This is a genomic window from Streptomyces sp. AcH 505, assembly GCF_000818175.1.
Taxonomy (GTDB): domain Bacteria; phylum Actinomycetota; class Actinomycetes; order Streptomycetales; family Streptomycetaceae; genus Streptomyces.
In genome coordinates this window covers 1,490,311-1,502,590 of record NZ_JTIY01000001.1, presented here as the reverse complement: position 1 = coordinate 1,502,590, position 12,280 = coordinate 1,490,311, and the positions used below count along the sequence as shown (strand labels likewise).

11 protein-coding genes and 1 pseudogene are annotated in these 12,280 nt (G+C 70.8%); 4 read left to right on the top strand and 8 right to left on the bottom strand.

What is annotated here, in order from left to right; translation table 11 throughout:
- The first annotated feature begins 194 nt into the window (after window positions 1–194).
- From HY68_RS06870 to glmM, 4 genes are all read left to right on the top strand, one after another.
- Window positions 195–1,823, top strand: a complete 1,629-nt coding sequence (locus HY68_RS06870; RefSeq protein ID WP_041985652.1) for an ATP-binding cassette domain-containing protein — start codon at window positions 195–197, stop codon at window positions 1,821–1,823.
- 514 nt (window positions 1,824–2,337) lie between these two features.
- Window positions 2,338–2,781, top strand: coding sequence for a 50S ribosomal protein L13 (gene rplM / locus HY68_RS06865; RefSeq protein ID WP_041985650.1), 444 nt, complete (start codon window positions 2,338–2,340; stop codon window positions 2,779–2,781).
- Between the two features lie 41 nt (window positions 2,782–2,822).
- Window positions 2,823–3,350, top strand: coding sequence for a 30S ribosomal protein S9 (gene rpsI, locus HY68_RS06860; RefSeq protein WP_041985647.1), 528 nt, complete (start codon window positions 2,823–2,825; stop codon window positions 3,348–3,350).
- A gap of 173 nt (window positions 3,351–3,523) precedes the next feature.
- Window positions 3,524–4,906, top strand: coding sequence for a phosphoglucosamine mutase (glmM, locus tag HY68_RS06855; RefSeq protein ID WP_041985645.1), 1,383 nt, complete (start codon window positions 3,524–3,526; stop codon window positions 4,904–4,906).
- A 56-nt stretch (window positions 4,907–4,962) separates the two neighbouring features.
- Here glmM and HY68_RS06850 read toward each other — a convergent pair whose 3' ends face one another.
- The 8 genes and pseudogenes from HY68_RS06850 to HY68_RS06815 all read right to left on the bottom strand — a co-directional run.
- A complete protein-coding gene (locus HY68_RS06850) occupies window positions 4,963–6,195 on the bottom strand; it encodes a cytochrome P450 (protein ID WP_041985644.1) in 1,233 nt (410 codons plus the stop codon).
- Window positions 6,168–7,439: a cytochrome P450 gene (locus HY68_RS06845; protein WP_041985641.1), complete on the bottom strand. Its 1,272-nt coding sequence runs from the start codon at window positions 7,437–7,439 to the stop codon at window positions 6,168–6,170. Before HY68_RS06845 ends, HY68_RS06850 begins: the two co-directional genes overlap by 28 nt.
- Complete coding sequence (locus tag HY68_RS06840) at window positions 7,436–7,990, bottom strand: ATP/GTP-binding protein (protein WP_041985638.1); 555 nt, start codon at window positions 7,988–7,990, stop codon at window positions 7,436–7,438. The genes HY68_RS06845 and HY68_RS06840 overlap by 4 nt, the downstream gene beginning before the upstream one ends.
- A 52-nt stretch (window positions 7,991–8,042) precedes the next feature.
- Window positions 8,043–8,408, bottom strand: a complete 366-nt coding sequence (locus HY68_RS06835) for a DUF742 domain-containing protein (protein ID WP_041985635.1) — start codon at window positions 8,406–8,408, stop codon at window positions 8,043–8,045.
- Window positions 8,405–8,911, bottom strand: coding sequence for a roadblock/LC7 domain-containing protein (locus HY68_RS06830; RefSeq protein ID WP_052457034.1), 507 nt, complete (start codon window positions 8,909–8,911; stop codon window positions 8,405–8,407). The genes HY68_RS06835 and HY68_RS06830 overlap by 4 nt, the downstream gene beginning before the upstream one ends.
- On the bottom strand, window positions 8,908–10,395 hold the full coding sequence (locus HY68_RS06825) for an ATP-binding protein (RefSeq protein ID WP_052457033.1): 1,488 nt from the start codon (window positions 10,393–10,395) through the stop codon (window positions 8,908–8,910). The genes HY68_RS06830 and HY68_RS06825 overlap by 4 nt, the downstream gene beginning before the upstream one ends.
- A 180-nt stretch (window positions 10,396–10,575) precedes the next feature.
- Window positions 10,576–11,568 (bottom strand): type I pantothenate kinase, encoded by a 993-nt coding sequence (coaA, locus tag HY68_RS06820; RefSeq protein WP_107070160.1) that lies wholly within the window; start codon window positions 11,566–11,568, stop codon window positions 10,576–10,578.
- Window positions 11,568–12,280, bottom strand: a pseudogene (locus HY68_RS06815) (hypothetical protein); the annotation flags it as partial. The gene coaA and the pseudogene HY68_RS06815, both read right to left, overlap by 1 nt.

The window sequence follows — 12,280 nt, the reverse complement described above, 5'->3', positions numbered from 1 at the left end:
CGGCGTAGCCGACGCGACGAAGGAGCGCCCTTGACGCCCGGACCGGAGCCGCGACACTCAAAGATCAAGGGGCGGCCCTGCGGGCGCACCAAACTCCGGGCCCGCCCTGCCCCGGGCTCATGGCACTGACCCGCACACCGCCCCCCACCCCCCGACCGGAATTGGGTTGGGTCCTGGGGCCGACTCCCTTCACAATGCGGAGCATGGGACATCTAGAAGCGGCACACCTGGAGTACTACCTGCCCGACGGGCGGGTGCTGCTCGGGGACGCGTCGTTCCGGGTGGGGGAAGGCGCCGTCGTCGCGCTGGTCGGGGCGAACGGCGCGGGCAAGACCACCCTGCTGCGGCTGATCGCGGGGGACCTCCAGCCGCACGGCGGGACGGTCACTGTCAGCGGCGGGCTCGGGGTGATGTCGCAGTTCGTCGGTTCCGTACGGGACGAGCGCACCGTGCGTGACCTGCTCGTATCCGTCGCGCAGCCGCGCATCAGGGACGCGGCGCTCGCCGTGGACAAGGCCGAGCACGCGATCATGACCGTCGACGACGAGGCCGCGCAGATGCGGTACGCGCAGGCGCTGAGCGACTGGGCCGAGGTGCGCGGGTACGAGGCCGAGACGCTCTGGGACATGTGCACGAGCGCCGCGCTCGGCATGCCGTACGACAAGGCGCAGTGGCGGCTGCTGTCCACCCTGAGCGGGGGCGAGCAGAAGCGGCTCGTGCTGGAGGCGCTGCTGCGCGGGCCTGACGAGGTGCTGCTGCTCGACGAGCCGGACAACTATCTGGACGTGCCCGGCAAGCGGTGGCTGGAGGAGCGGCTGAAGGAGACCCGTAAGACGGTCCTCTTCGTCTCCCACGACCGGGAGCTGCTGGCCAGGGCCGCCGAGAAGATCGTCAGCGTCGAACCGAGCGCGGCGGGCTCCGACGTATGGGTGCACGGCGGCGGCTTCGCGACGTACCACGACGCCCGCAAGGAGCGCTTCGCGCGCTTCGAGGAGCTGAAGCGGCGCTGGGACGAGGAGCACGCGCGGCTGAAGGCGCTGGTGCACCGGCTGCGGCAGCAGGCGGCGATCAGCCCGGACATGGCGTCGCGCTACCACGCGATGCAGACCCGCTTCAAACGGTTCGAGGACGCCGGAGCCCCGCCGGAGCCGCCGCGCGAGCAGGACATCAAGATGCGGCTGCGTGGCGGGCGTACCGGCGTACGGGCCGTGACCTGCGAGAACCTTGAGCTGACCGGCCTGATGAAGCCGTTCTCGCTGGAGGTCTACTACGGCGAGCGGGTGGCCGTGCTCGGCTCGAACGGCTCGGGCAAGTCCCACTTCCTGCGCCTGCTCGCGGGCGGCGACGTGGCGCACACGGGCGAGTGGAAGCTCGGCGCGCGGGTGGTGGCGGGCCACTTCGCCCAGACCCACGCCCACCCGGAGCTGCTGGGCCGGACGCTGGTGGACATCCTGTGGACCGAGCACGCGAAGGACCGGGGCGGGGCGATGTCCGTGCTGCGCCGGTACGAGCTGGAGCGGCAGGGGGACCAGCCCTTCGAAAAGCTCTCGGGCGGCCAGCAGGCCCGCTTCCAGATCCTGCTGCTGGAACTGCGCGGCACGACGGCCCTGCTCCTGGACGAGCCGACGGACAACCTGGACCTGGAGTCGGCGGAGGCGCTGCAGGAGGGCCTTGAGGCGTACGAGGGGACGGTGCTGGCGGTGACGCACGACCGCTGGTTCGCCCGGACGTTCGACCGGTACCTGGTGTTCGGCTCGGACGGGGTGGTCCGGGAGACCCCGGAACCGGTCTGGGACGAACGCCGCGTGGTCCGCTCGCGCTAGCGACCCGCTTACGCCGGCCGCCCCCGGGGGTGCCCCGGGGCGCCCCCGGACCCCGGTCCTCAATCGCCGGACGGGCTGGAAGGTGCGCCCGGACCGACTGGAAGTGGGCCGGGGCGGGTGGGAAGTGCGCGGGCTGAGTGCGGGGCTCCGCCCCGGACCCCGGTCCTCAATCGCCGGACGGGCTTGATGGGGCGGGCGGACGGGCTGGAAGTGCGCCCGGACCGACTGGAAGGTGTGCCCGGGTGGGGCGATTCGGGGCGGACGGGGACATAGGGGTAGGCCGGACGGGCTACGTGGACGCGTTTTGACCCGTGTGGGGGCGCCCGGGTATTCTTCTGGTTCGTTATGCGTATTGGCTTGGTCGTTCTCACGCGAGGGGCCCTTACGCAGGTCCGCCGGGCCGATGGACAGCGGCAGGTGCACGGGTTGCGTCCCCGTAGTACCGCCAGGGCTGTCGTGATCGTCCGGGTGGCCTTGTCAGGACTCACCCACTGAAGAAGCGAAGGCTACGACCGTGCGTACGTACAGCCCCAAGCCCGGCGATGTGACGCGTCAGTGGCACATCATCGACGCGCAGGACATCGTCCTGGGCCGTCTGGCGACCACCGCCGCTAACCTCCTCCGGGGTAAGCACAAGCCGATCTATGCACCCCACGTCGACACCGGTGACTTCGTCATCATCATCAACGCCGACAAGGTGCACCTCTCCGGCAACAAGCGCACTCAGAAGATGGCGTACCGCCACTCCGGTTACCCGGGTGGTCTGCGGTCCGTCCGCTATGACGAGCTTCTCGCCAAGAACCCCGAGAAGGCCGTCGAGAAGGCCATCAAGGGCATGATCCCCAAGAACACCCTGGGCCGTCAGATGATCTCGAAGCTCAAGATCTACGCGGGCGACCAGCACCCGCATGCTGCTCAGCAGCCTGTCCCGTTCGAGATCACCCAGGTCGCGCAGTAGTTCCGGCCACCCCCTAAGACAAAAGAAATCTGAGGATAATCGTGGCCGAGACCACTGTTGAGACGCCCGCCGAAGCCCCCGAGGCCGAGGAGACATTCGACGCGGTGACGACTTTCGAGTCGGAGACCCCCGTCGAGGGCGAGTACACCTCCGAGTCCCTGGCGTCCCGCTTCGGCGACCCCCAGCCGGCTGCCGGCCTGGGCCGTCGGAAGAACGCCATCGCCCGTGTCCGGATCGTTCCGGGCAGCGGCAAGTGGAAGATCAACGGTCGCACCCTTGAGGAGTACTTCCCCAACAAGGTGCACCAGCAGGCTGTCAACGAGCCCTTCAAGGTGCTTGAGCTCGACAACCGCTACGACGTCATCGCCCGCATCTCGGGTGGCGGCGTCTCCGGCCAGGCCGGCGCGCTGCGCCTCGGTGTGGCCCGCTCGCTGAACGAGGCGGACGTGGACAACAACCGCGCCCCGCTGAAGAAGGCCGGATTCCTCAGCCGCGACGACCGTGCGGTCGAGCGTAAGAAGGCCGGTCTGAAGAAGGCCCGTAAGGCTCCGCAGTACAGCAAGCGCTAAACCGGACCGGCCCTGTGGCCCGTACGGCAAATGGTTCGCCCCGGCAGCACTTTGTGCTTGCCGGGGCGTTCGTTTATGGGAATGAGCCAGGTCGGGCGTATAAACAACATTAAACGCTCGGGCACCAGGGCCCATGAGCTTGTGTATTTCTGAGCCTTTTCGGAGGGAGAGCTGTGGGACGACTCTTCGGCACGGACGGCGTGCGCGGTGTCGCCAACGCCGATCTGACGGCTGAGCTCGCGCTCGGGCTGTCGGTCGCTGCGGCGCATGTGCTCGGCGAGGTGGGGACGTTCGAGGGGCATCGGCCCACCGCCGTCGTCGGGCGTGATCCACGCGCCTCGGGGGAATTCCTCGAAGCCGCTGTGGTGGCCGGACTCGCGAGCGCGGGTGTGGACGTTCTGCGCGTCGGTGTGCTGCCCACCCCCGCGGTGGCGTATCTCACCGGCGTGCTGGGCGCCGACCTCGGCGTCGTGCTGTCGGCCAGCCACAACGCCATGCCCGACAACGGCATCAAGTTCTTCGCGCGCGGCGGCCACAAACTGGCCGACGAGCTGGAGGACCGCATCGAGGCCGCGTACCGGGACGCCGTGTCCGTGGAGAGCGTGGTGCACCACACCGGGCCCTCCTGGAAGCGGCCCATCGGCGCAGGCGTCGGCCGGGTCCGTACGTACGACGAGGGCTTCGACCGGTACGTCGCCCACCTCATCGGGGTGCTGCCGAACCGGCTCGACGGGCTCACCGTCGTCCTGGACGAGGCGCACGGCGCGGCTGCCCGGGTCTCGCCCGAGGCGTTCGCGCGGGCCGGGGCCGAGGTCATCACCATCGGCGCCGAGCCGGACGGGCTCAACATCAACGACGGGTGCGGCTCCACGCACCTGGACCAGCTGAAGGCCGCCGTCGTCGAACACGGCGCCGACCTCGGTATCGCGCACGACGGCGACGCCGACCGCTGCCTCGCCGTGGACGCGGCGGGCGAAGAGGTCGACGGCGACCAGATCCTCGCCGTCCTGGCGCTCGCCATGCGCGAGGCCGGCACGCTGCGCGGGAACGCCGTGGTCGGCACGGTCATGTCGAACCTCGGCTTCAAGATCGCGATGGAGCGCGAGGGCATCGAGCTGGTCCAGACGGGCGTCGGCGACCGTTACGTGCTGGAGTCGATGAAGGAGCACGGCTACGCCCTCGGCGGCGAGCAGTCGGGCCATGTCATCGTCCTCGACCACGCGACGACCGGCGACGGCACGCTCACCGGGCTGATGCTCGCGGCGCGCGTCGCCGCCACCGGACGTACGCTGACCGACCTCGCCGGCGTCATGCGGCGGCTGCCGCAGGTGCTGGTGAACGTGCCGGACGTCGACAAGTCGCGCGTCGACACCTCCGCCGAGCTGGCGACCGCGGTCGCCGAGGCGGAGCGGGAGCTGGGCGAGACGGGCCGCGTGCTGCTGCGCCCCTCCGGGACCGAGCCGCTGGTACGGGTCATGGTCGAGGCCGCCGACATCGAGCAGGCCCGGTCCGTCGCCGGCCGCCTCGCCGACGTCGTCAAGTCCGCCCTGGGGTGACGTCGGTGGCGGGGTTCCACGGTCCGTCCACGTGGAACCCCGCCACCCGCGCCCGGCTACTTGCTCAGTCTCACCGGCAGCCTCGGGTAGCCGTACATGATGAACGACTCGTGCGTGACGGCCTCTTCCGTCCCGTACGCCGCCGTCATGTCGGGGAAGCGCTCGTACAGCGCGGGCAGCGCGATGCTCGCTTCGAGCTGCGCCAGTGGCGCGCCGATGCAGCGGTGCACGCCCGTGCCGAAGCCGAGGTTGTCCCGCTGCGTGCGGTGCGGGTCGAACACATGCGCGTCGTCGCCGTGTTGCTCGGGGTCCCAGGTCGTCGCCGCGTACGTGGTGAGGATCGCCTCGCCCGCCGGGATGACCGTGCCGTCGACCTCGATGTCGGCGGTCGCGTAGCGCAGCGGCAGATTGGCGACCGGCGGCGCCCAGCGCAGCACCTCGTCGGTTATCTGACGCCACGTCAACTCGCCCGCCGCCAGCTGGTCGCGGTACTGCGGGTGGCTGAACAGCGCGGCCACGGTGTTGCCGATGAAGTGGACGGTCGTCTCGTGTCCCGCGCCCAGGATCAGCACGAGCGTGTCGATCAGTTCCTTCTCGGCGAGATGGTCGTTGTCGTCGGCCCGGGCGGCGATCAGGTCGCTGGTCAGGTCGTCCCCGGGGTTCAGCCGTTTGGCCGCGACGAACGTGCCGAGCATCTCCTGGAACTCGCCCATGGCGGCGGCCACTTCGGCCGGCGGCGCGGTCGTGGTGACGATCACGTTCACCAGGCGGGCCGTGTCGGCGTGCAACTCCTCGGGCAGGCCGAAGAGTTCGCAGATGAAGCGCATCGGCAGCGGGTGCGCGTAATCGGCGACGAGGTCGACGCTCTCGCCGTCCGGTACGGCGGCCAGCTCCGCGACGAGGGTGTCGGTGATGCGCTGGACGCGGGGCCGCATCGCCTCGGTCCTGCGCGCGGTGAACGCGGGGGAGACGAGCGTGCGCAGCCTGCGGTGGTCGGGGCCGTAGGCGGTGAACATGTTGTCGACGCCTATCCAGCCGTAGAGCCAGTGCGTCGCCGGGTCGGCGTGGATGGTCCCGTCCGTCCACAGCGTCCAGTGGCCCGGGTCCTTGCTGACCTTCGGGTCGAGCAGCAGCGTGCGCAGGGCGGCGTGCCGGGTGACGGCCCACGCCGGTACGTTCCCGGGCAGCGCTATGGGCACGGCCGTGCCCAACTCCCGTAACCGCGCCGTCTCGCCGGGCAGATCGCGGCCTGTCGGGTCGATCAGGACGCGCTGGGGGTCGGTGTCCATGGTGTGGTCCCTACCTGGTCGGGGTGGATGGGGGTGAAGCGCACCGGCAGGGCGGCGAGACCGCGCAGGAAGCCGTTCGGGCGCCACACCAACTCGTCCGCCGGGACGGCCAGTTCGAGGGTGGGCAGCCAGGACGTCAGCTGTTCGACGGCGGTCGCGGCGATCTGCACGCTGGGGTCCTTCGCCGGGCACGCGTGCGGGCCCGCCGAGAACGCCAGATGCGAGCGGCCGCCGTTGCCGGGTTCCTCCGGCCGCTCGGGTGCGCCGGCGTCGTTGATCGCGGCGAACGAGATCAGCACGAGTTCGTCGGCCTTGACCCGCACCCCGCCGAGGACGGTGTCCTTACGGGCGAAGTGGGCGCCGTAGTTGGCGGCCGGCGACTGGTGCCAGAGCACGACCCGGATCGCGTCGTGCACGGTCAGGGCGCCGTCGGTGAGGGTGCTGTAGTACCGGTCGTCGGTCAGCATGCGGTGCAGGCTGTTGCCGATCAGCCCGCTGGTGGGTTCGTGGGCGGCGCCGATGGTGAGGATCAGCTCCTCGGTGACTTCCTCCGTGGTGAGGTTCGCCGAGTGGGACAGCAGCCAGGAGGTCAAGTCCCGTCCCGGCTCGCGGAGTTTGAGCGAGACCAGATCACCGATGTAACCGGCGAAGGTGAGATACGCGGCCTGCGCCGTCTCCTCGTGCACGCTGGTGAGGTCGGTCAGCGCGCCGACCAGCCGGTCGCTCTCCTTGTCGGGGAAGCCGAACATCTCGTTGAACAGCAGGACGGGCAGGCCCATCGCGAACTCCGCGACGAGGTCGCACTCACCCCTGGCGGCGAACCCCTGGATGAGCCGGTCGGCGCTGCGCTGCACCATGGCGCGCAGTATGTGCGGCTCGAAACGGGCCAGGCAGTCGGAGACGGCGCCCCGGTAGCGGGCGTGTTCCTCGCCGTCGGTGAACATCGGGTTCCTGCGGTAGCCGAGCATGCCCCGCACCGGCGAATCGGGGGCGAGATGGGCCGCTTCCCAGGTGCGCGGGTCCTTGGACCACAGGTCGGTGCCGTGCAGCACCTCCAGCGCCGTGTCGAGGTCGGTCACCAGCATCGCCCGTACGCCCGGGGCGATCTCGGCGGGGACGACCTTGCCGCGGGCCCGCAGCCGCCGGTAGAGGCCGTAGGCGTCCGCCGCGTACTCGGGGCCGTAGAGGGCGGGCAGTTCGGGGGCGGGTCCTGCGGCGGGGGCGGGGGTGGCGTGCGTCGTCACACTGACTCCAACGGGGCTAAGACGTGCCGGGTCATGGCGATCAGGGCGTCCAGGCATTCGTCGCGGTCCCGCGCGTCCACGCTGATCAGCGGGGTGCCGGGGGACAGGTCGAGAGCGGCCCGTACGCTGCCCAGGCTGTGCACGGGCGAGGTGGGGAAGCGGTTGACACCGACCGCGTACGGCACGTCGGCGGCCTCGACCATGTCCATCACCTCGAAGGCGGCCTCCAGCCGGCTCGTGTCGACGAGGACGAGCACGCCGAGGGCGCCGCGCACCAGGTCGTCCCACAGCACCCGGAACCGCTGCTGGCCCGGGCTGCCGAACAGATACAGCACCATGCGCTCGTCCAGCGTCAGCCGGCCGAAGTCCGTGCCGACGGTGGTGTGGGTCTTGGCCGCTTCCCCGTCGGCCCGGTACCCGTCCAACTGGTCGACCAGCGCGCCCGCCTGGGTCATCCGCTCCTCGGTGTGCCGGCTCTTGATCTCGGAGACCGTGCTGACGAAGGTGGTCTTGCCGACCGCCAGCGGGCCCGTCACGACGACCTTCAGCATCAGCGCGTTCGACGGCAGGTAGTCGGGTGCCGGATGGCCGGCCGACGCGGCGTCAGGAGACGGACTTGGCTCGCTGGAGCGCATCGAGCACCTTTCTCAGGAGGTCGGGGTCGTGCCGCGCCGCCTGCGGCACCGGGGGCCGCGCGAGCACACAGCCCGACGCGATCAGATCCGCCAGCACCACCTTCGAGAGGGACACCGGCATCCGCAGACAGGAGGCCGTCTCGACCAGGGTCAGGGCGCCGCCGCCGAGCAGGTCCATGGCCTCGCGCTGCTTGTCGCTCAGGCCCGGCGGGACCTCGTCGCTCACGCGGTGCAGCAGCGTTATGCGTTCGAGGGAGTAACGATCGGTCCGGGCCTTGCCGTCGGTCTCGACATAAGGCCGCACCAATGGCCTCGGCACCCGGCCCGCTGTCATGACACGGTGTCCGCCGCGCCGGTGCCGGTCACGCCTGTACCGGCCGCGCGGCCCGGCACGCCCGTACCGGCGGCGCCGGTCTCGCGCGGCGGGCTGTCCATCGCCCGGCGCAACTTCTTTACCTGTACCTGCACTTCGTGGGCCACCACGCCCAGGTCCACGTCGATGTCGGCGTAGACCGAGATGACGGTGTTCTCGCCCGCGCTGGTGAGGAAGGCGTATCCGTCATGGCCCTCGATGACGACCTGCCGTACGGGACTGGCGCCCGCCGAGCCCTCGTACGCCCCGAGCAGCCCGCGCGACGCGGACATGATGCTCGCCAGCATGGCGGACGCGCCTTCGGCGTCGGCCCTCGGCAGATCGGCCGAGCGGCCCTCGATCAGTCCGTCGGTGGTCAGGACGACGGCGTGCCGCACATGCGGGATCTCGGTCAGCGGATCGAGGACCCACGACATGGTCTCCTCGGTCGTACGGAGCCTGGGGTGGCGCGCTGCGGTCGTCATGAGTGGGTTCCCCGTTCTTCGACTGCGTGTTCGTCGTCGGCGGCGCGGCCCGCCGCCGTGCCCAGCTGGAGCGCCGCCCACCGGTTCCGGCTCTCCGCCGGGCTCGGCCCGTCAGGCTCGGGGAATCCGGCCTGCTCGGCGAGTTGGAGCGGCGGCAGCGGGGGGTGGTCGTCGGCGTGCGTGTGTATCGCCGGATCCCCCTGCTCCCAGCCGCCCGGTGGCTGCGCCCAGCTGCCTTGGTCCGGCGGCGCCTGCCCCTCGGCCGCCCGTCTGCGCAGCGCCCGCCGCTGCGGCAGCGCGCTGCGGGTGTGCTCGTCGTGGCCCGGCTCGGCGGCCGGGCTCTCCAGGACGCCGAAGCCGCCGAGCCCGTCCAGGCCGGCCGAAGAAACGGCCGAGGGAGCGGTCGAAGGAACGGCGCCGGGACCGGGCTCGTACGTCTCGCGCTGCGCGGGGAGGACGGCGGGTTCCTCGTACGGGTCCTCGACGTACCGGTCCTCGATCGTCACGAGCAGCGGCTCGGGTACGAGCACGGCCGCGCGCAGCCCATGGCTGTACGGGGACGGTTCGAGCACCGTGTGGAAGCCGTACTGCCGGGCGATGGCGCCGACCACCGGCAGGCCGATGCCGGGCGGCTCGCCCTCCAGGTCGGTGAGCAACTGCCCCAGCTCGCCCGAGGCCAGGCCGTTGGCGCGCCGCAACTCCTCGGCGCTCATGCCGAGTCCCCAGTCGGTGACGAAGAACGTGCAGCCGCTGGCGCCGTGTTTGACGGCGACCTCCACGTCCACGTTGCTGGGCGAGTGGCTGAGCGCGTTGTCGAGCAGTTCGGCGAGGATCATCGCGAGCGGTTCGACGGCCCGAGCCGTCACCGCCAGTCGGCCCCTGACCTGGTAACTCGACCGGGCGACGCGCTGGTAGCCGACGACCCGGCCGGTGGCGCTCTTGACGATGTCCTGGACGGGGGAGTCCTCCCGCGCGAGACCCGGCCACCGGCCGCACACCACGGCGAGGCCCTGGACCAGCCGGAGGTTGCGTTCGTTCAGCTCGTCGAGCCTGACCAGGTCCTGGGCCACGTCCGGATGGTCGTAGCGCTCCTGCATGCTCTGCACGAAGGTCTGCTGGCGGTAGTGCTGGGCCTGGAGCTTGCCCATGACGCCGCGCATCACGGCCTTGGCCGCCTCGTCGCCCCTGCGCCGTTCGTCCACGACGAACTGGGCCGCCTGCTGCATCAGTTGGGTGAGGAGCCGGTCGACATCGCCGCCCGCGAGGCGGTTGTCGAGCAGTCCGGGGACATGGACGCGGGGGTGGGCGGTGGACATCACCGACTCCGGCAGCCGTACGGCGCTCAGATGGTGCAGTTCACCGACGATCGCCCGCAGGGTGTCGTCCCGCTGGGCCAACTCGCCCTTCAGCGCCGCGATCTCGCGCTCCAGCCGGTCCTGGAGCTGTTCCTGCTCGCGGATCGTCTGCCGTGACAGGCGCGGCATCAGGTCCTGCCCCCGGCCGTCGGCGGCACGGCTAACTTCTGGCCAATCCCCGGACCGAACATAGTTGAATGCTCCATCACATCGCTGTCACGACCTCGCTTGGCCACACCAAGGTAATGGAAGGAACACATTCAGTCAGCGAAAAAGAACTCACGTACGGGGAGGGGCAGATGCGGTCACTCAGAGTTTGCGCAGCGACAACCGCTGTACCTTGTGGTCAGGGCCCTTGCGCAGCACCAGCGTGGCGCGACCGCGGGTCGGCGCGACATTTTCGAGCAGGTTCGGCCGGTTGACGGTTCGCCACATCGTGCGTGCGTAGTCCAGCGACTCTTCCTCGGAAACCTGGGTGTATTTCCGGAAGTACGAAGAAGGGTCCTGGAACGCCGTTTCGCGCAATTTGCGGAAGCGGTTGAGATACCAGGCCTCCACGTCGTCCGCGCGGGCATCGACGTACACGCTGAAGTCGAAGTAGTCCGCCAGAGCGACCCTGGTCCTGCCGTCCTGGCCCGGCAGGGCCGGCTGGAGGACGTTCAGCCCCTCCACGATCAGGATGTCCGGGCGCCGTACGGTCAGCAGTTCGCCCGGCACGATGTCGTAGATCAGATGAGAGTAGACCGGCGCGGTCACCTCGTCCTTGCCGGCCTTGATGTCGGCCACGAACCGCGTCAGCGCCCGCCGGTCGTACGACTCGGGGAAGCCCTTCCGCGCCATCAGCCCGCGCGCCTGCAGCTCCTTCATCGGCAGCAGGAAACCGTCCGTGGTGATCCGCTGGACGCGCGGGTGTTCGGGCCAGCGCGCCAGCAGCGCCTGCAGAAGCCGCGCCACGGTCGACTTGCCCACCGCCACACTGCCCGCGACCCCTATGACGAACGGCGTGCCGCGCTGCGCGCCGTGGCCGCCGCCCGCCTCGCCGAGGAAGGTGTTGAGGGCGCCGCGCAGCCCGGCCGTCGCCTGCACGTACAGATTCAGCAGCCGGGACAGCGGCAGATAGACGTCCCGCACCTCGTCGAGGTCGATCACGTCGCCGAGCCCGCGCAACCGCTCCACCTCGTCGGCCGTCAGCGGCAGCGGCGTCTTGTCGCGCAGCGCGCTCCACTCGGCGCGGGTGAGGTCGACGTAGGGGGTCGGCCCGTGCTCGGCCCGGCGCTGAGAGGTGTGTGGAGCTGAATTGATCACGCGTCCATTGTCGGGGGTGCGGGCGCGCCGTGGGCGGTGGGCTCGGTCACGTGGGCGGCGGCGCGCGGGGCGCGGGTGCGCTGGCGCCAGGCCCTGGTGAGCTGGCCGCCGAGATACAGCGTCGCGACGGAGGCCAGCACCGCGCGCAGATGGCCCACGTCCGGCGCCCACCAGGCGTACGCCGTGGTCGGCAGGAACAGCAGCACACCCAGCAGACGCAGCGTCCACCAGCCGCGCGGCCGGGGCACCACCGGCCGGGGCAGCGCGGGCTGCGGCCGGAACGCGGCGGCCCGGTGGCCGTTGCCGACCGTCAGCACCCGCCGCAGACCGGCGAAGAAGCCGTGCCTGGCCAGCACCTGCGCGCCCGGCACCTCCGTCAGCACCTCGTCACGCTCGCCGAACGCGGCCGGCAGCGGGGGCAGGCCCAGCGCGGCGACGAGTCCCCTCTGCCGCCGGTCGGGGGCGTCCGAGCCGCGCAGCAGGGACGTCAGCGGACGGATGTCGTCGATGCCGTAGACGGCGGCCAGCGCCCGCGCCGTGGCGGCGGCCGTCGCGTGGTCGGGGACCGGGGCCGCCGGGTCCCACTCGTGGTCGGCGAGCGTCTTGCCCCGCTGGACGAGCGTGACGCCGTACCGGTCCGCCGTCCTGCGCAGCACGAGCGCCGGCCAGCGCTCGCCGGTGGTGAAGTTGTCGGCGGCCGAGGTCAGCC